Origin of the sequence: Brevibacillus sp. HD3.3A (assembly GCF_013284375.2) — a bacterium.
Classification (GTDB): domain Bacteria; phylum Bacillota; class Bacilli; order Brevibacillales; family Brevibacillaceae; genus Brevibacillus; species Brevibacillus parabrevis.
In genome coordinates this window covers 5,716,764-5,734,411 of the sequence record NZ_CP085874.1, presented here as the reverse complement: position 1 = coordinate 5,734,411, position 17,648 = coordinate 5,716,764, and the positions used below count along the sequence as shown (strand labels likewise).

The following is a 17,648-nucleotide window of genomic DNA, read 5'->3' as shown; positions in this document are numbered from 1 at the left end:
AAGGGGCATATTGGAGGAGAACGTTGTAATGAGAAAGAGAAAATTCGGGAGCAAAGTGCTCTCCGCCTGTTTGTTGCTGTCGACCTTGCTCGTGCAGGCTGTTCCGCCGCTGTATGCGAAAAGCGAGCCGGAGCAGGCGGCACAGCCTGGGAAAACAGCGCAAGAAACTGTGGAATTTACCGATTTGGGCAACAGCTATGCGAAAAAAGCCGTCACGCGACTGGCAGGGCTACAGCTGATCAACGGGCAGGGAGACGGGCGCTTTTATCCGCAAAATACGATGTCGCGCCAAGATATCGCCGTATTGCTGACAAAAGTGGTGGGCCTTCAGCCAGCGGAGATTGAGCAGGCTGTTTTTGCCGACGTGCCAAAAGAAAGTCCGTATGCCTCATTTGTTTACGGGCTCGCTGACCTCGGCGTGATCAACGGCAGAAGCGATCAGACGCTTGGCGGAGCTGACCCGCTGACCCGGCAAGACCTGGCCGTAATTTTGGCGAGACTGATGAAGGTCAGCGGTCTCCCCAAAGCCGCGTCGCAAAATATCGTGTACAGCGACGCCGCCCAGATCGCCGACTACGCCAAGGCGGCAGTCGAGGAAGTAAGCAATCAACGCTGGATGCAAGGGGCACAAGGCAAGTTCAATCCTGCTGGCACTGTTACGCGTGCGGAGGCGGCAGTCATTGCGGAGCGCGTGCTCGATGCGCGCTATCAGCAGGCTGAGCAGGTTGATTTCACGCTGGGCAAGAGCCAACTGAGCTTGCTAGCGGGGACGAGCGAGCAGTTGGAGGTCAAGCAGGCAAAAGGAGACAAGCTGCCTTTTACTCCGATCTTTGCTTTTGACCGCCCTGAGCTGGGCACGGTACTGGCAGATGGAACATTCGTTGCCGGGCCGACTCCCGGAAAAGGGAATCTGACGGTAACAGTCGGCTATAAGACCGTAACCGTTCCGGTGGAAATCAAGGACGCAGGCAAGCCGCCTGTCACAACAGAAGAGCCGCCAAAAGGAACGGAGCCTGCGACTTCTGCGGCAGACAGCAACAGCGCGAAAACAGAAGAGGGCAAGGATGCAACAACCGATCCGAAAACATCTGCATCTACAGAGACGACTTCGCCAGCGACTGGTGCCGATGCAGCACAGTCAACGGGGGAAGAGGAGGCAGCCGACAAGCCGGCTGAGCAGGACGACCTCGTCAATGTCGCTCCGGGCAGCTTCACATCTGTAGCTACTTTCGGAACGCCAGACTCGTATTTTCAGCAGGTGGAAAAGCAATATCCGGGGCCTGTAGGCGGATTGGTCGCCCCTTCCGAAGAGTGGACAGGGTACAATCGCCAGTTCGGACGCAAGGTGACGGTCGCGCTTCAGGAAGCAAAGCCGTTGGAACGCGTATCTTTGACATTCAAACAGCAAAAAACATCTGGCATCTTGATGCCGGAATACATGGAAGTAGAAGTATCCCGTGACGGCAAAGCGTGGTCGTACGCCGGAAGGGCTGTCCACGATGTGCCTGCTGCGGAAACTCAGCTTGTCTTGCGCACGCTGTCCGTGAGCTTGCCTGATGTGAACGCGCGTTATGTCCGGGTATCGTTCCCGGTATCCGTGTTCGTTTTTGCCCGCCAACTGGAAGTATGGGCGAGTGGCGCAAGCGATTGGCAAGGGGGAGCGGTCCTGTTGCCACCGCCAAGCCCGGCAAAAGGAACAGGCGAACAAAACACAAGACGCCGTGTAGAAAACATGCTGCTCGCTTATTCCGGGGGATACGGAGAGCTTGGAACGTGGACGAAGGAAGATTTTCTGCCAATGGTAGGTTATCGTACGGCTGACGGCTACATGCGTGACCAGATGTTCGACACGATCCTTTTCCTGCCGTATCAGGACATGCCTGTCACGAAAGACGGATGGCGCGGCTATATGAACGACCTGTTCGGCACAGGCAAGCAGCTCGACGCACTGAACCAGGCGATGCGGGAGTACAATCGCCTGCGCGGCACGCTGTACACGACGCCGACCCAGGAAAACGTCGTGCTCGCCCTGCCGTATCCGAACGCGAATCAAAAGGACTTTGGCAAAATCGCCGACAACAAGCCGTCGCTTTCGTTCAATCCTGTGGGCATCGGGGAAGAACAGGCGTATTTGAACCGCAAAGCGGCGTTGGAATGGTACTTCCAGGAGCTGCAAAAGCGCTGGAATAAGGAAGGCTACGCTTACTTGAAGCTGGAGGGCATCTACTGGTTCCACGAGTTGATCGAGGATAGTGCTCCAAAAGAGCGCGCGCTTATTCGCGACATGGCGAGCATGGTTCACAACGAAGCTCTGCGCTTCTACTGGATTCCTTACTTCGGGGCGCCAGGCGTGGCAGAGTGGAAGTCGCTGGCTTTCGACTACGCATTTTTGCAGCCGAATTTCTACAGTGACAAACCAGTGCCGCTCGACCGGATCGAAAGCGTGCTGGATGTGGTCAACAAGTATGGCATGGGCGTAGAGATCGAAGGGGATCGGAAAATGTACAACGATCCGAAATTTTATCAGACCTACTACAACCAGCTCGTCGCTGCCCACAAGCTGGGGATGGACAAAAACAACATCCACGCCTATTACTACGGCTCCAAAACATTGCTTGATTCCGTAAAAAGCACAGACCCAGTCAAGCGCGCCATCTATGATGACACGTACAAGTGGATGCGCGGACGTTTTGACCGGGAAGAGTATTTTGAAGCCAACGAGTTGCCATAGCCGTCCAGAAAAAAAGAGTCTGTTTCCCTGCGAGAACGGGAGACAGACTCTTTTTCCATAAGGCAAAGCTTGCTACACGAAAGAGGAAGGCAAAGCGTGTACATTTTGCTGGTAGAGCGCAACCAGGTCGCGCAATAGCGGCTCTCTCATGGCATACAGCCTCGGACACGGATGATAGTAGTCCTGGCCGTTGGAACAGCGTTTTCCAAAAGCAGGCACGCTGGCCGAGGCGATTTGCTTTTGCCACATGGCTTTGAGTGCGGAAAAATGAGGCCGCGATTTTCTTTGCAAGCAGCCCCATCCGAGCATGATCCACGGCTGCTTTCGCAGTTCTTCTCTGGAAGCGAGCTGTGCTTCCAATGTAGTTTCGCCATTCTCCACGAGCTGCTCGAAGCAGGCGATAGCGTCAGAAGCGGACGGGTTTTGCAAGGAAAACAAGTTGAATATATAAAATCTCCCTTCCAGCGGGCGGTTCTGGTAAATCGCTTCCGTAAAGCGAACCAACTGCTGCATGGTTGGGTCGAGAGTGACCTGACCCATGATGCTTCGGTCAGCGGCGGGCCTTGCCTGGAAAAGAGCCGCCGACCCCGGATTGAGCAACAGAGCACTGCCCAGCGAGCGGGTGACGGAGGCGGGCCCCCATTGAATATAAGTCGAAGTGCGGTAGTTTCGGCCGCGCTCTTCCCGGAAAGTGGCGAATGCTTTAGGCTTAGGCTGATTCATGCTTGCTCCCTCCTCGCAAAGCGTTTCTACTAATCACTATATGCGAGAGAGGGGCTTCTATTACGGCTAGTTCGTCTCTTTGGACGGGATCATGCGGAACAGGACGACGTACAAGTAGGCACTGACCAACGTAAACGCCAAGATCACGCTGAACACGCTGAGTGGCGAGAGCCATTGTGACAGTCCGATTGTAAGCGGGGCAATAAAGCGCCCGATCGAAAATTGGAGCGAAGAAGCGCCCATGTACTGTCCGCGCGCGTCCTCCGGCGAATATTTGCTGATGAAGCTTTGTGCCACCGGGGTGCGGATCAGCTCTCCCAGGGTGAGCACGCCCATACAGACGAACAAGAGCCAGATGTTTGTTGTAAACGCCATGAAAAACATGCCGAAGCCGTACAGGATCGAGGAGACAACGAGACTGTTGCGGTCGCTCCAGTGCGCGAACCAGCGTGTGACTGGCAGTGTGAACAGGACGACGAGCAGACCGTTTAACCCCATCAGCCAGCCAAAAGCGCTCGTGCCGCCGACAGTCAGCTTCCAGTCTTTCCAGGCAAACAGCGTTTGGTCAAAGACGTGTTCTTTGATGTACAGCGCCATGTACATGTCGAGCTGCATAAAGGAGATGGCGACCAAAATCCCGGCACCGATGTACAGGGCAAAGACTTTATCCCGGAAAATGACCGCGTAGCTTTTGAATTGCTGGGCCAGCGAGAAGCGTTCCTTGGCTTTTTCCTGGCGAATGTGATCAGGCAGCGTCTCTTTGATCAGGAAAAAGATCGCGAGCCCGAACAGCAGCTCGATGACCGTACAGGCGAGCAGCAGCTCATGACGGTAATGCACGAAAAAGAAGGAGCCGAGGACAGGGCCGGCTACTACCCCGATGTTCATGGCTGTGTAAAAGGTGGCGAAGACAATTCGCCTGTTTTCTTCTGTCGTCAGGTCGGCAACCATGGCAGAGCTGGCGGGCCAGTAAAGCGCGCCTGCAATCCCGATGCCGATAAAAGCGATGTAGTCCACCCAAGGCGAAGGCGAGAAGGCAAACAGGGCAAACATCGACGTCGAGGCAAAGATGGAGAGCAGCATGGTAAATCGCCGCCCGACGCGGTCAGCCAAATAGCCGCCGAACAGATTGGACAGCATCCCGAGCAGCGGGGGCACCATCAACAGCAGCCCGGCTACGTCTTTGCCGAATGTGTCACTGAAGTACAAAGCCATAAACGGAAAGTACATCCAGAAAAAAGTATGAGTGATCAGTTCGCCAAACAGGCGGACTTTCAAGTTCAAATCCCACGCACGCCATTGCATGACACAAATTCCTCCATTCATTGTTCCGTTCAAATTGCAGGCAGGTGCCGTGACCGCGCTTTTTTTCCGAAAAAGAAAAGCGGCTGCTCTTTTTGGCTAAACCTCCCGATGCACGGCTTTTTCACGACTTGGCACACGCGTACGAACAGCGAGGGATAGGATGTTTTCCACAACAAAAAGCGCAAACGGAGCCAGAGCCAGTGCTCTTTTCCGCTTGCGCTTGATCGAACGATACAAGGGTGGTAGGTAAGCCGAAAAACCGGGGAACCAAATAGGCTTTGCACCTGTAAAGAAGGGTACAAAAAACCAAAGGCTCGCACCATATATCGGCACCCGCCAATCTGATCGGGAAAAAGACGGAAGCGGTTCAGGCATCCTGCAGTTTCTAACGATAGGTAGGGTCGGTAAGAGGCAGCAGCCTCTTATCAAAAGGCCCCACCTAAGCGAGAAAAACTACATAAGACACCATGAACTCAACTCCCGTCTTTCAAAATATTTGAACAGGTAAACTCTTGTTGACTAGGATACTCTACGAAAATGATTTTAGGCAAGAGAAATTTTCGCTTTTTTTGGAATTGTACCAAACGGGTCGTTTTTTGACCCGCTTGAGCTGTTCCGATGATATGATAAGCACGAAGCTGAAAACGAAGTCGGCGCGTAATTGAAAAAGTTTCGCCCATTCGGTAAAATATTTTTTATAGGAATCGCGATAAGGGGGAGATTGCATGTTGGATACTCGAATTGTCAAGCTGGCGGAGAACTTGCTCAGCCATTCCGTGCGATTGGAGGAGAAGGAGACGCTGTTGATTGAAGTGCGCGGCGAGGGGCACGCTTTGGCCAAAGAACTGGTCAAGCAAGCGTACGCCAAGGGAGCCTATCCGTTTGTTCGGGTATTGGACCCGCAAATCCAGCGCGAGTTGATGATGGGAGCAAGTGCGGACCGTGCCGCTCATTTGGCAAAATGGGAAGAGCCGATGTTCAAAGATCTCGATACGTACATCGTGATCAATGGCCCGTCCAATGACAGCGAAATGGCAGATGTTCCGGTTGAGCGCCGCCGTGCCCACCAAAGCGTCATGCAAGAGTTGAACGATTACCTCGTAACGAACGTTCGCTGGACGCTGCTCAACTACCCGACGACAGCGATGGCCCAAAGCGCCAATATGTCGACGGAAGCTTTCGAGGATTTTTATTTCGATGTGTGCTCCCTTGACTATAAAAAGATGCACGAAGCGTTTCTCCCACTGAAGGAATTGATGGATCGCACAGACAAGGTACGCTTGGTCGGACCGGGAACGGACTTGCGTTTCTCCATCAAGGATATCCCGAACGTCATTTGCTCTGGACTGCGCAACATCCCGGACGGTGAAATCTTCACCGCGCCTGTGCGCGATTCTGTAAACGGCAAAATCACATTCAACACTGCCACAAGCTATATGGGCACGAAGTTTGAAAATGTGAGCCTGACATTCGAGAACGGGAAAATCGTCGAGGCGATCTCCAACAACACGGAGAAGCTCAACCAAATTTTTGACACCGATGAAGGCGCGCGGTATATCGGCGAGTTCGCGATCGGGGTGCATCCGTACATTTTGAATCCGATGAACGACATTTTGTTCGACGAGAAGATTGCGGGCAGCTTCCACTTCACGCCTGGCCGTGCCTACGAAAATGCGGATAACGGCAACCGCAGCCAAATCCACTGGGATATGGTGAACATCCAGCGTCCTGAGTACGGCGGCGGCGAAATCTGGTTTGATGACGTTCTGATCCGCAAAGACGGCCTGTTTGTCCTGCCAGAGCTGCAAGGGCTCAACCCGGAAAATTTGAAAGGCTAACAGCGAGTGGGAAAACCATCGTGCAATCGCATGGTGGTTTTTTTATGCGCGGATTTGGAGTCGCCGTCAGCAGGGAGGAGGGGAATGGGGCGCTGCAGGCGTCCTTTTGTTACAATAGGAAAAAAAGCATGGAACAGAGGGATTAGCCGTGAGTCGCAAAGACTGGATGGAATACATCGTCAAAGAAGAAGACAGCGGAATGAACGTCGAACAAATTGTCCGGCAAAAACTGAGCGTATCGGGACGAATGATGCAACGGCTGACGAGAAGCAAGGGGATTTTGCTCAACCGTAAACAGCCCTTTTTGCAGCGTCAGGTGAAGGTCGGGGATGTGGTCGCTGTTCGTGTAGTCGATCGGCAGGAGCAGGCAGAGCGGTCCTCGCAGCTTTCTGCACAGCCGTTGCCACCTGCCAGCCACGTAGTTCCGGTCGGAATTTTGTATGAAGACGATCATTTGTTGATTGCCAACAAACCCGCGGGTTTGCTGGTGCACCCAACCAAGCCGGAGCATACCGAAACATTGTTGCATTCGCTGGCTGAGCGGTTTGCGAAAAACGGGGAGAGTGCGAGCATTCATCCGGTGCACCGTTTGGATAAAGACACATCTGGAGCGATTCTGGTGGCAAAAAGCAGCTACGGTCACCAGCTGGCTGATCGGGTGCTGCGCGAAGGGGGCTTGCACCGCGAATACTTGGCGGTGGTTAGCGGGCAACTGCCGCAGAAAACTGGGACGATTGACGCGCCCATTGGCCGCGATCCGCGCCACCCGAGCAAACGGCGCGTGACGAATGACGGAGACCATGCGGTTACCCATTACGAAGTCAAGCAGGCGTCTGAGGGGATGACGCTTGTCCGGGTCTGGCTGGAGACAGGGCGAACACATCAGATTCGGGTTCATTTTGCCCACCTCGGTCACCCGCTGGCAGGCGACACGATGTACGGCGGAGCGAGAGGGCTGTTGCGAAGACAGGCTCTGCACGCGGCAAGCCTGCGCTTTTTCCATCCTTTGCTCGAAAAAGAGCTGGTTGTGGAAGCGCCAGTGCCCGCAGATATGAAGCGGCTGATTCAGGCGGAATTTGTCTAGCGAGCGGGTGTATCTCCTGGCAGTTGTCGGCGGCATTCAAATGGCAAAGCGCAAAAGCAAGTTGGAACATAGGTGAAAACGAAGCTGGCAGGACTCGCCCTGCCGGTTTTTTTGTCGTACAGAAGAATAGGCAGTTGAATAACGTAACAGTGTTATGTTACATTGATTTTGGAGGTGCTTCACATGGACCCTAATCTCATCTCGAAAAAGGAGCTGCTGGAGCTGACAGGAATATCGTACGGGCAACTGTACCGCTGGAAACGGAAAAACCTGATTCCAGAGGACTGGTTCATCCGGCGCGCCACTTTTACGGGGCAGGAAACTTTTTTCCCGCGTGAGCAGATCATGTCCAGGATCGCCAAAATCATTCACATGAAAGACGATCTGTCTCTGGATGAGCTGGCAGACATGTTCTCTCCTCATTTGGCGGGGACGAAGCTCACTTATGACGAGCTAGTGGAGCGAAACATTGTTTCTGCTAACACATTGGAGCTGTATACGAAGTATCAGGGCAAGCCGGAAGTGTTCTCTTTTGAACAAGTGTTATACGTCTACGTGCTGAATCGGCTGCTGATTACAGGCGAAATGAGTCTGGATGAGAGCGGCGGGCTTTTGCAAGTGCTGTGCGATCACTATCCGAGCTTTGAGGGCAAGCCTTGCGAATTGATTTTTGTGCGAAAAATGGGGATTTCGACGTTTGTGCTGGTGCCTGGTGCTACAGAGGTACACTTTGACAGCGGCGTGAAAATCGTGTCCCGACTGAATTTGGCTGCATGTATCGAAGAGTTGAAAGCAAAAATGTAGCAGAATAGGGGATGAAGACGATGAACGAAAACAAACCGGATCTCGTCATTCACGGTTCCGTGAATGCATCGGGTGGCGTATATAACAAAGTGGATGTCCAAGGCTTTGGCAAAATCAAAGGGGATGTGGAGTGCGAGACACTGCATTGTGCAGGGCATCTCAGCATTACAGGGAATGTCCGGGGAGCTTCGGCAAAGGTGGAGGGAAACGCGTCGATCAGCGGCAAGGCTGAGCTGGACACGATCGAAGTATACGGTCAGCTCGACGTGAATGGAGACTTGGCTTTTACCAGACTCAAGGTCGATGGAAACACGAAAATCCACGGCAGCATGACGGGAGAAGAAGTGAAAGTGCGCGGGATGCTGAAGACGACGGGTGACTGCGAAGCGGAGGTATTTTCCGCAAAAGGCGCTTTTACAGTCGGAGGCTTGCTGAATGCCGGACGAATTGAAGTTCACTTGCACGGCGGTTGTGAGGCCAAAGAAATGGGCGGGGAGTACATCGAGGTTCGCAAGGCAGGAAGCAGTACGCTCAACAAGCTGTTGAAACACATTTTTAACAGTGCGCTGGCCTTGTCTGTAGATAGCGTGGAGGGCGACGAGATTTATTTGGAGTACACGCGTGCCAAGGTCGTTCGCGGAAAAAATGTGGAGATCGGACCGGGCTGCGAAATCGATCTGGTCGAGAGCTCCGAAGACTTTCGTCTCGATCCAGGCTCTCTGGTGAAACAGCATGTAAAACGGTAATGCCGGAAGCGGCCACTCCCACTTTCCCGGAATGCATCGGGACGTTTTTCCCCCAAAAAAACAAGCTTGCGGAGAGCTTGTTTTTTGTTTGGATGATGCGGCAGCAAATTGTTTTTCAAACAGCGCATGCAAGTATTTACATGCATGCATGATCGGGATATAATGTGCGTGGAAAAATAGGAAAATGAAAGCAATTGCTTGCATGGCTTTGGAGGTGCGTTATGGATCAGCCCCATATCGAATACGTTTCTGGAGGGAGGGGTGAGGAGCAAGAGACACGAGAACGGATTTTGTCTGCCGCCCGCCAGTTAATGGCGCAAAAAGGTTATAAAGGAGCAACGACCCGCAAAATTTCTGAGTTGGCCGGAGTCAACGAAGTGACGATTTTTCGCCATTTCAAAACAAAGGTGGCGATACTGGAGGAGCTTCTTAAAGACATTCTCGAAGTGCGGGAGCAACTGGAGCAAGGCTTGCAGGGCGAGTTTGCCAACGTCAAGGAGATGCTCATTACTTATGCCAGGACGTACTATCATTTGCTGGTGGAGCGAAAAGAAATATTGATGATTTGCATCGTCGAAGCGGATAATCACCCGGAGGTCGTCAAGCTGTTCAGCAGCCTGCCGATGACGGCTGTGGAAGTGCTTGGCAACAAGCTCACCGAGTTTCAGGAGCAGGGACATTTGCCCAAGTCTGATCCGTGCACGGCAGCCTTGATGTTCATCTCGACGTTCTTTTATGCGTTCATGGCTAAATATCGGGTCGGTCTCGATGTGCCCATCATCGACGACGAAGAGCAATTGTATGAACATGCGTCAGAAATTTTGCTGCAAGGAATCAGAAGGGTCTAAACATACAAAATCGTGTGATGGTACATAGGAGCGGGGGAAGTCATGATGAGAAAATGGCTTGTATCTGTAATGATGATTGGATTGCTCGCAACGACGGCATGCAGTGAGCAGCAGCCTGCGGCAGCACCGGAAAAGGAAGTCAAACAAGTCGTAGTGGCGGCTGTCAAAAAGGAGCAAGCAGTAACCGTGACCGAGCTGTCCGGAACATTGGAGCCTTTGGAAGAAGCGGTCGTGTCTTTTGAGGTAGGCGGGCGGCTTGTCGAGATGGCCAGAAACGAAGGCGACAAGGTCAAGGCCGGAGAGGTGTTGGCCCGCGTAAATGCCCAGGATTATTCGCTCCAGGTCGCTTCCTCCAACGCCGCGGTACAACAGAGTGCGGCCACTTTGAGCAAAGTGAACAACGGAGCCAGAGAGCAGGAAGTGACTCAAGCGCGCTTGCTGGTGGAAAAAGCAACGGTCGCCTTGCAAAAAATGCAGGATGATTTCAAGCGGATTGAACAGCTCTATCAGCAAAAAGCAATCTCGCAAAGCGAGTTTGAGACGGCTCAAAACGGACTGACGATCGCGCAAAAAGATTTGCAAAATGCCCAGCAGGCGTACTCGCTGGTCACACAGGGCGCTCGTTCGGAAGACAAGGAACTGAGCCGCGCTACATACAACCAGGCTGTGATTGCCAAGGAAGCAGCCGCCAGCACACTGGCCAAAACACAGCTTCGTTCCCCGATCAATGGAACGATCATCGCCAAGCTCACCTCCGCCGGAAACCTGGTCGGCTCCGGCACCCCGGTTTATAAAGTGGGCAATATCGATACGTTAAAAGTCGTGCTGCCCGTACCGGACCGCGAGATAGCTACCTGGAAGGAAGGCGAGGTCGTTTCGCTGGACTTGTACGACCAGAAACGGGACGGCAAAGTCACGAAAATTTTCCCCGCTACGAATCAGAGCACGGGAACAATCGGTGTAGAAGTGCAAATTGCCAACCCTGCGCATGACTGGTTTGCCGGGCAAGTGGTGAAGGCGACCAAGACGATCAAAGGACAGGTCGGCATCTATGTTCCGGTAGAGTCAGTCATCAGCAGAGGAAAAGACGACGCCCATGTGTTTGTCGATGCTGCTGGGAAGGCACTGAAAACAAAAGTGGAAATCGGACAGATTGCAAGCGACAAACTGGAAATCAAGAGCGGGCTGAAAGAGGGGGACCAACTGATCGTCAAAGGTGTCGACCGTTTGTTTGACGGAGACCCGATTGAGGCGACAGGAGGGAAGCAGCCGTGATCAAGTACATCGTTGCGAAGCGCAAGATCACCCTGCTGTTTTTCATTATGGTGGTGCTGGTTGGCTTCCTCAGCTTTTTCCAGCTTCCCAAGCAAGAGTCACCTGATATTATCGTCAATCTTGCTACAGTGACGACGATTTACCCGGGAGCTTCGCCGGAAAAGGTGGAGCAGACCGTCACCAAAAAGCTGGAAGAAAAAATCAACGAGCTTCAAGGCTTGAACTACGTATCCTCGACTTCTTCGCTTGGCGTTTCTTTTATCATCGTGGAAGCGAAAAGCGACGTTGACCCGAAGCAAAAATGGGATGAGCTGCGCAAAAAGGTAAAGGACGCTGAGGCGGACCTTCCAGCGGACGCCAAACAGCCGATCATCAACGACGACTTGAATCGCACATTTGTCCAGACGTTTGCCGTTACAGCGGATACGCAGGAGCAGCTGTACAGCATGCGTGACATGTTCAAATCGTGGAAAGAACAACTGCGGACCATTCCGAACGTGGCAGATGTCCAGGTGGAAGGCTTGCCGAAGCAAGAGGTTCGCATCGAGGTCGATACGCAAAAGCTCAGCCAGTTCGGAATTACGTGGGGCCAGGTAATGATGGCCGTCAAACAGGAAAATGAAAAAATTCCGCTCGGCGATTTGACCACAGACAAACGTACGTATCAGTTGAAACTGGCCGAAAATGCAAATGTCGATGAGCTGAACAAAGTATTGATTGCCCGCACACCGGAAGGCTTTCCGATTTATTTGAAGGACATCGGCCAGGCCAAAATGACGACAGAGACGGTCAAAACGACGTCTTACTACAACGGCAAGCCATCTATCTCCGTAAGCATCAACGCGGAGACAGGAAGCGACGTGCCATCGCTGCAAAAGCGCGTGGACGAAATGATGCTGACTTTGGACAAATCACTTCCGGCTGGGGCGGAAAGACATTCGATCTACAGCCAAAATGAGCGCGTAGATGAGCTGTTCAGCGATCTTACCCGGGAAATGATTATCGCCGTGATTGCCGTCTTGCTGGTCTGCACATTGGGACTGAATCTGATCACTTCGTTCGTCGTGGCATTGGCGATCCCGATCTCGCTGGCAGTAGGGCTTTTGTTCCTGCCGTCGCTGGGAATCACGATGAACATGATTTCGATTGTCTCACTCATCATCGTGCTCGGGATTTTGGTCGATGATGCTGTGGTGGTCAATGACAACATCGAACGCCGCCTGTCCGTGTTGGGCGAAAAGCCGCTGGCAGCAGCGGTCAACGGCGCCAAGGAAGTGTCCATTTCCATCGTAACGGCGACTTTGGCGACGATTGCTTCCTTTGCTCCGCTGATGTTTTTGAATGGGAACGCAGGTCAATTCATTCGCCCTGTACCCGCGATTATTTCATTGACGATGCTCGCGTCCATGGTGATGTCTTTGACCATTATCCCGATTTTCCGTCAGTGGTACGAGACGCGGCGAAAATCAGGTGTCGAAGGATACCGCAAACCGGCTGGACTGTTGGGCAAGCAACTGACACAGCTGACAGGCTGGTACGCCGGCAAGCTTATGCCCAAAATTCTCAAGCGTCCGCTTATGGCCGGGATGATTGGCGTTTTGATCGGGACGGCTGCTTACGGTTTGGTTCCGCTTACGCCTGTCCAGTTGTTCCCGAACGATGACCGTCCGCAATTTTTAATCGATATTCGCATGCCAGTGGGAAGCAGTCTGGAAGAGACAGACCGAGTCGTGCGCGGCGTATCCGATTGGGCTATGAAGCAGCATGGCATTGAATCTGTCGCTTCCTATGCCGGGAGCAGCGCACCGAAGATGTTTGGTGGAGATACCGATGCGGGAAGCGGTATCACTGTCGGTCAGCTCGTCGTGCATTTCAATGAGAAAGAAACGAAGGTTGAAACCATATTGGAGCCTTGGACAGAAGAGTTCAAGAAGCTGTACCCGGAAGCGACTGTCTTGCCTAAGCAGTTGGAGGCGGGGCCGCCTGTCGGCAAGCCGGTAGTCATCCGCGTCTACGGCGAAGATATTGAAACGCTCCGTTCCCTGTCTGCGCAAATCAAAGACAAGGTCGCGGGGATTTCCGGAACTTTTGACGTGCAGGATAATTTCGGCGTAGAGCGCTACACGCTCGAATTTGTCGTCAACAAAGAGCTGATGGAGCAAAAGCTGGTCAATTACACCGATTTGTCCACGACGCTGCGACTGGTCAGCGAAGGCATTACCGTCAGCGAGTTTGACACGGGCGATGAGCTTGTCGACATCAAGATGTTCCTGCAAAAAGGCAACGAAGACCCGGCGCTGTTGTTCCAACGACTCAGCATCGCCAATGCGCGCGGCGAGCTGATTCCGCTGTCGCAGCTTGCAGAAGTTAAGCCTACGTTCAGCACACAGGCGATCCCGCACCGCGATTTGTCGCGCAGCGTTACGATCTCGGCCGATGTGAAAAATCGCACGGCTACAGAAGTGATGACGGAAATCCAGCCTTTGCTCAACAGCATGTCTTTGCCAGAAGGCTATCGCATCGACATCGGCGGAGAAACTTCCGAGCAGACGGACATCTTTATCGATATGGGCAAACTCTCCATTATCGTAGTATTCCTGATCCTGATTTTGATTGCGATGCAGTTTTACTCGCTGACGATTCCGGTGCTGGTGATGAGTACCGTCTACTTGGCGGTCGCAGGCAGTCTGATTGGATTGTTCGTGACGCAAACGCCGCTCGGCTTCATGACGATGATGGGCGTGATTTCGCTGTCGGGAATCGTCGTGCGCAACGGCATCGTGTTCATCGAGTTCATCGAAGAGGCGCGCCACGCGGGGGTAGAGTTGAAGCAAGCGGTCATTTCAGCAGGCGAGGCACGATTGAGACCGATTTTGTTGACCTCGTTTACCGCCGTAGCTGGCCTCATGCCACTGGCTATTTCCGGTGACGTCCTGTTCAAGCCGCTCGCGGTGACGATTATTTCCGGCCTGTTGTTCTCAACGCTTTTGACACTGATTGTCGTGCCGTCCTTCTACACGGTATTGACTCAGCGCAAATTGAAAAAGCAGGCGAAAAAAGCGGCAAAACGTCCGGACTTGTACGGTCCGGAGGCAGAAATGATGTAAGGAAATAACAGCAGCGGCAGTCTCTCGCGCGATTGGGCGAAGAGCGTGCCGCTGCTTTTTTTATGAAGCGTGCAAAAGCAAAAGCAAGCGGGGCAGGAGGGCATCGGTTATAGCTCAGATGCCTGTGTCCTTTTCGCTCTGCGCCAACCGCTGAACAAAAGCATTGGAATCGACACGGCCAGCAAGAGTGCGCAAAGAGCGGAAAGCGACTGGAACAGCCAGCCGTACTCTACTAGCCAGGGAATTTCATGCAACGGCATGTTTTTCATCAGTGGCAACGTCGGGACTAGCATGGCATCTGCAAAAATGTGCAGGACGATCGGCGCGCCTAACCCCCAGCGCAAGGCGGCAAAGGCCCAAAGGACTCCGATCAGAAAAGATTCAAACAGGGTGCCGAGTCCATGCCCGGGCACGTGATAACAAGCGAACAGGAGCGACGGAACGATGAGGTAAAGCCATTTGGCATACCCGGGCCACTCTTTTCGGGAATAGAGGAGGGCGAGCAACAGCAACGGGATGCCGCGAAAGACCAGCTCTTCCCACAGAGGATTGTGCCAGGTGGCAAACACGAGCAGGTTTGCTTTGCCTGCCAGCTCCTGTGAGCCGATTGGCTGTAGTTTCGACCAACCGCTGATTGCCTGAAATGTCGCACCGCCCGCTTTTGCCAGCAAAAATCCGGCCAGAATGAACAGAAACGCTTCGACCAGGCTGCGTTTTTGTGCCAGACGAATCATGCTCAGCGTGTATACGAGCGTAAAGACAGCAAAAATAAACCAGCCAGGGAGTGGAACAGCCAGCTTCCACGCTGATTTTGGCCAGAACAGGAGCGTTACGGATACGGTTTCTTGCCAAAAGCCTGACTCGATGAATTGCCCCCAGGAGACGATCAACGGCAGCAAAAGTACAATCAGCAGCAAACTGCCAGGTAACGGATTGGCGGACATCAAGCGAAAAGCGTTTTTCATCATGTTGCGACCCTCACATTGTTCAAGATTATTTTCTTTAATCCTCCTATTTATCCAATGATTGGTCTATACTAAAGGCACATTCTTCAGATTCTTTTAAGAGTTTGCTTGTGACAAGAAACACGTCCAGACGTGTGATATGATAGAGTGAGACGATACTGTACGCAGAGAAATATAGAGAGAGAACGCAAACAGGAAGGGAGTGTCCAGGATGCAACAGCCCCAGCTTCTTCATGAAGAAAAGGTATTCAAAGACCCTGTCCACCGCTATGTCCATGTGCGGGACAAATTCATATGGGACTTGATCAACTCGCCAGAATTTCAACGTCTGCGCCGGGTCAAGCAACTGGGCACCAGCTTTTTTACCTTTCACGGTGGAGAGCACAGCCGGTTTAACCATTCGCTTGGCGTGTACGAGCTGATGCGGCGAATTTTGGAGACGTTTGAAGGCCGGATTCAACTGACGTACGAGGAAAAGCTGCTCTGCTTGTGTGCTGCTTTGCTCCACGATGTCGGACATGGGCCGTTTTCGCATTCCTTTGAAAAGGTGTTCAAGTACCACCACGAGGACTGGACGCGGGCAATCTTGCTCGGCGATACGCAAATCAACCGGATTTTGCGCCGTTTCGATGAGGAGTTTCCGAAAAAGCTGGCAGAAGTGATCAACAAAACGTACGACAACAAGCTGATTGTCAGCCTCATTTCCAGCCAGCTGGACGCAGATCGCATGGACTATTTGCTGCGAGATGCCTACTACACGGGTGTGAATTACGGAAACTTTGAGATCGAGCGCATTTTGCGAGTCATGCGACCGCAGGAGGACGGCATTGTTTTCAAGTTCAGCGGCATGCACGCGGTTGAGGACTACATCATGTCGCGCTACCAAATGTATTGGCAAGTATATTTCCATCCGGTGACGCGCAGCGCGGAAGTTGTGCTTTGCAAAATTTTCCAGCGGGCCAAATGGCTGTTTGCCACAGGGTACAAGTTTTCCCAGGAGCCTGTCATGCTGCTTCCTTTTTTGACGGAAAAGGTGGAGGTGGCCGATTATTTGGCGCTGGATGAATCGGTGATTTTGTTCTACATGCAGCTTTGGCGCAAGGAAGAAGACACTATTTTGAAAGATTTGTGCGCCCGTTTTTTGGACAGGAATCTCTTCAAATACGTCGAATATAATCCAAGAGATTTTCGCTTGCTGGCAGAACTGAAAGAACAGTTCATTGAGGCAGGGATCGACCCGATGTATTATTTGGAGGTAGACACGACCTCCGATCTTCCGTATGATTTTTACCGTGCCGGAGAAGAAGAGGAGCGGATTCCGATCATGCTCCAGATGCCTTCCGGCGAGCTGGTAGAACTGTCGCAGAAGTCTGAGATTGTACAGGCCATTAGCGGAAAGCGCCGATTTGACTACAAATTGTACTTTCCATTGGATAAAGTCATGGCTTTGCCGGGGGAGCTATCCCGGAAGATTCGAGAACGTCTGGGAGTGATGGAGGATGCTTAATCGTCACGCCAAGATCATTCGTCTGATCGAAATTGTCGGCGAAGTGAGCGGGCGAAAAAAATTGCAGAAAATGGTGTACATAGGAAAACATCTGGAGATGGATTTCGATGAGCGCTACGAGTTTCACATGTACGGTCCGTATTCGGAAGAGCTGACACTCAGGGTAGATGAGTTGTGCAACATGGGGCTTCTGGATGAGCAGGTGGAGAGCAAGGGCGCCATTCACATGTACCGCTACTCGCTTAACGAAACGGGGCGAGATTTCCTCCGGTTTCACGAGGTCGACTTTGGCTTGGGAGAGCGAGCCATCTTGCGCATGAACGAAGAGAACTCCCGTTTTCTTGAACTGGTATCCACTATCTTGTACTTCAACCATTTGCCCTACGAAGAAATGAAGGGCAAAATTTTTACTTTTAAGAGCAAACAGCGCTATTCCGAGGAAGAAATCCGGAAGGGACAGGCTTTTATCGAGGAACTGCGTTCTTTGATGCACGGAGACGGCACGGAATTGAACTGATGTAAAATGTTTTGCATAAACGAACCAGCACGGCGTACGAACTTCCAACAGTTGTGGTACGTCATTTTTTTTGTCTTTTTTCGCGGGTTTTTAAATCAGGGAACTGTCTGTCAAGTCGACCACAAAGCGGGTCGGCTTTTTTTTGTCTCACAATGACGCCGCATAATACGGGCATCGTTCTTTGACAAAAACATAGTC

The 17,648-nt window shown here is 52.4% G+C and carries 13 protein-coding genes; 10 read left to right on the top strand and 3 right to left on the bottom strand.

From position 1 onward, the window contains the following. Nucleotides 1-28: 28 nt before the first annotated feature. Nucleotides 29-2,731: a DUF4855 domain-containing protein gene (locus tag HP435_RS26800; protein WP_173599050.1), complete on the top strand. Its 2,703-nt coding sequence runs from the start codon at nucleotides 29-31 to the stop codon at nucleotides 2,729-2,731. A gap of 72 nt (nucleotides 2,732-2,803) precedes the next feature. Here the strand turns inward: HP435_RS26800 and HP435_RS26795 are convergent, their stop codons facing one another. Both HP435_RS26795 and HP435_RS26790 read right to left on the bottom strand, forming a co-directional pair. Then, nucleotides 2,804-3,454 carry a DUF1643 domain-containing protein gene (locus HP435_RS26795; RefSeq protein ID WP_173599049.1) on the bottom strand — a complete coding sequence of 217 codons (651 nt, stop codon included), beginning with the start codon at nucleotides 3,452-3,454 and terminating at the stop codon, nucleotides 2,804-2,806. A gap of 66 nt (nucleotides 3,455-3,520) precedes the next feature. Then, a complete protein-coding gene (locus tag HP435_RS26790; RefSeq protein ID WP_173596341.1) occupies nucleotides 3,521-4,759 on the bottom strand; it encodes an MDR family MFS transporter in 1,239 nt (412 codons plus the stop codon). A gap of 725 nt (nucleotides 4,760-5,484) precedes the next feature. Here HP435_RS26790 and HP435_RS26785 point away from each other — a divergent pair. From HP435_RS26785 to HP435_RS26755, 7 genes are all read left to right on the top strand, one after another. After that, complete coding sequence (locus tag HP435_RS26785; RefSeq protein WP_173599048.1) at nucleotides 5,485-6,597, top strand: aminopeptidase; 1,113 nt, start codon at nucleotides 5,485-5,487, stop codon at nucleotides 6,595-6,597. A gap of 148 nt (nucleotides 6,598-6,745) precedes the next feature. After that, nucleotides 6,746-7,681, top strand: coding sequence for an RluA family pseudouridine synthase (locus HP435_RS26780; protein WP_173599047.1), 936 nt, complete (start codon nucleotides 6,746-6,748; stop codon nucleotides 7,679-7,681). A 183-nt stretch (nucleotides 7,682-7,864) separates the two neighbouring features. Then, nucleotides 7,865-8,485: a YhbD family protein gene (locus tag HP435_RS26775; RefSeq protein WP_173599046.1), complete on the top strand. Its 621-nt coding sequence runs from the start codon at nucleotides 7,865-7,867 to the stop codon at nucleotides 8,483-8,485. A gap of 20 nt (nucleotides 8,486-8,505) precedes the next feature. After that, nucleotides 8,506-9,231, top strand: coding sequence for a polymer-forming cytoskeletal protein (locus HP435_RS26770; protein ID WP_229049764.1), 726 nt, complete (start codon nucleotides 8,506-8,508; stop codon nucleotides 9,229-9,231). 221 nt (nucleotides 9,232-9,452) lie between these two features. Beyond that, nucleotides 9,453-10,079 (top strand): TetR/AcrR family transcriptional regulator, encoded by a 627-nt coding sequence (locus HP435_RS26765; RefSeq protein ID WP_063228934.1) that lies wholly within the window; start codon nucleotides 9,453-9,455, stop codon nucleotides 10,077-10,079. A gap of 42 nt (nucleotides 10,080-10,121) precedes the next feature. Further along, nucleotides 10,122-11,354 (top strand): efflux RND transporter periplasmic adaptor subunit, encoded by a 1,233-nt coding sequence (locus HP435_RS26760; RefSeq protein ID WP_122962548.1) that lies wholly within the window; start codon nucleotides 10,122-10,124, stop codon nucleotides 11,352-11,354. Next, nucleotides 11,351-14,461: an efflux RND transporter permease subunit gene (locus HP435_RS26755; protein WP_173599045.1), complete on the top strand. Its 3,111-nt coding sequence runs from the start codon at nucleotides 11,351-11,353 to the stop codon at nucleotides 14,459-14,461. The genes HP435_RS26760 and HP435_RS26755 overlap by 4 nt, the downstream gene beginning before the upstream one ends. A 107-nt stretch (nucleotides 14,462-14,568) precedes the next feature. Here HP435_RS26755 and HP435_RS26750 read toward each other — a convergent pair whose 3' ends face one another. After that, a complete protein-coding gene (locus tag HP435_RS26750) occupies nucleotides 14,569-15,429 on the bottom strand; it encodes a CPBP family intramembrane glutamic endopeptidase (protein WP_173599044.1) in 861 nt (286 codons plus the stop codon). Nucleotides 15,430-15,637: 208 nt separating this feature from the next. Between HP435_RS26750 and HP435_RS26745 the strand changes: the two genes are divergently transcribed. Next, nucleotides 15,638-16,933: an HD domain-containing protein gene (locus HP435_RS26745; RefSeq protein WP_173599043.1), complete on the top strand. Its 1,296-nt coding sequence runs from the start codon at nucleotides 15,638-15,640 to the stop codon at nucleotides 16,931-16,933. Continuing rightward, the gene (locus HP435_RS26740; protein WP_063228939.1) at nucleotides 16,926-17,450 is read left to right on the top strand and encodes a YwgA family protein; all 525 of its coding nucleotides are present in this window, start codon (nucleotides 16,926-16,928) and stop codon (nucleotides 17,448-17,450) included. Before HP435_RS26745 ends, HP435_RS26740 begins: the two co-directional genes overlap by 8 nt. Nucleotides 17,451-17,648: the final 198 nt, after the last annotated feature.

Excerpts from the sequence above, each read along its gene's own strand:
- HP435_RS26800 (WP_173599050.1), top strand. The coding sequence starts at position 29 with ATGAGAAAGAGAAAATTCGGGAGCAAAGTGCTCTCCGCCTGTTTGTTG.
- HP435_RS26785 (WP_173599048.1), top strand. The coding sequence starts at position 5,485 with ATGTTGGATACTCGAATTGTCAAGCTGGCGGAGAACTTGCTCAGCCAT.
- HP435_RS26775 (WP_173599046.1), top strand. The coding sequence starts at position 7,865 with ATGGACCCTAATCTCATCTCGAAAAAGGAGCTGCTGGAGCTGACAGGA.
- HP435_RS26745 (WP_173599043.1), top strand. The coding sequence starts at position 15,638 with ATGCAACAGCCCCAGCTTCTTCATGAAGAAAAGGTATTCAAAGACCCT.
- HP435_RS26760 (WP_122962548.1), top strand. The coding sequence starts at position 10,122 with ATGATGAGAAAATGGCTTGTATCTGTAATGATGATTGGATTGCTCGCA.
- HP435_RS26795 (WP_173599049.1), bottom strand. The coding sequence starts at position 3,454 with ATGAATCAGCCTAAGCCTAAAGCATTCGCCACTTTCCGGGAAGAGCGC.
- HP435_RS26765 (WP_063228934.1), top strand. The coding sequence starts at position 9,453 with ATGGATCAGCCCCATATCGAATACGTTTCTGGAGGGAGGGGTGAGGAG.
- HP435_RS26740 (WP_063228939.1), top strand. The coding sequence starts at position 16,926 with ATGCTTAATCGTCACGCCAAGATCATTCGTCTGATCGAAATTGTCGGC.
- HP435_RS26790 (WP_173596341.1), bottom strand. The coding sequence starts at position 4,759 with ATGCAATGGCGTGCGTGGGATTTGAACTTGAAAGTCCGCCTGTTTGGC.
- HP435_RS26750 (WP_173599044.1), bottom strand. The coding sequence starts at position 15,429 with ATGATGAAAAACGCTTTTCGCTTGATGTCCGCCAATCCGTTACCTGGC.
- HP435_RS26770 (WP_229049764.1), top strand. The coding sequence starts at position 8,506 with ATGAACGAAAACAAACCGGATCTCGTCATTCACGGTTCCGTGAATGCA.